The sequence below is a fragment of the Thalassotalea sp. G20_0 genome, from assembly GCF_017744175.1.
GTDB lineage: Bacteria > Pseudomonadota > Gammaproteobacteria > Pseudomonadales > Endozoicomonadaceae > Endozoicomonas.
Map to the genome: position 1 here is coordinate 1 of NZ_JAGHQV010000387.1, position 690 is coordinate 690.

Annotated in this window: 1 protein-coding gene; it reads right to left on the minus strand. The window is 57.5% G+C overall.

The window, feature by feature from the left end; genetic code table 11:
- On the minus strand, positions 1–661 hold a 661-nt coding region (locus J7438_RS26645; protein ID WP_209279041.1), incomplete at its 3' end, for a PhoH family protein.
- Positions 662–690: the final 29 nt, after the last annotated feature.

Below are 690 nucleotides of genomic sequence, written 5' to 3' on the forward strand. Positions count from 1 at the left end.
CGGCAAGCCGGTTCATTGATGCCTGCCGCCGTTCCTGTAACGCTTGCCCGGTGGCGACGGCCAGACAGGATTTACCGGTACCCGCCGGGCCATTGAGCTCAATGATCCTGTGCTGTCTGAGCATGGTCGTGAGCTGTTCAAGCCGCTTGCCCTGTTGCTGCTGATGGTGACAGCTGGCCTTCAGCCAATCTGAGGCCAGTGTCTGCAAGGAGGTTGTCAGCAGCGGTTCCGAAAAGGCGTGTTGAAGCGACTGTTGTAGCTGTTCCAGTGGCGCAGACGGATGGCATTGGCTAATGGCGGTCAGTTGCTGGTTCAAGTCCCGGGCTTGCCGATGCACCGGGATACTCTGGCTGCCACAGACCCGCAGGGCGTCATACAGCAGACGCAGGCGATGGCCGGAACAGGAATGGATATTGTCGTCCAGTACCGGCAAAAGATCAGCCTCAATGCCCTGTTGAGGGAATATTGAGTGGATAATGGCGGCCATCTTTGCGGTGCAGCGCAGAGAAGGTTTGCTGAAGGTAGCGGGCAAACACTCGCCCAGTGACGGTGCCATATAACGGGCCAATGGCCAGAAATGATCGGCCAGATCCTTTGGGTGCTTCAGGGCTGGCAGGGTGTTCAGGATGGCAGCAATGCCATCACGATCAACCTCTGCCATGGAATCCGGAAATATCGCACTGATCTGAG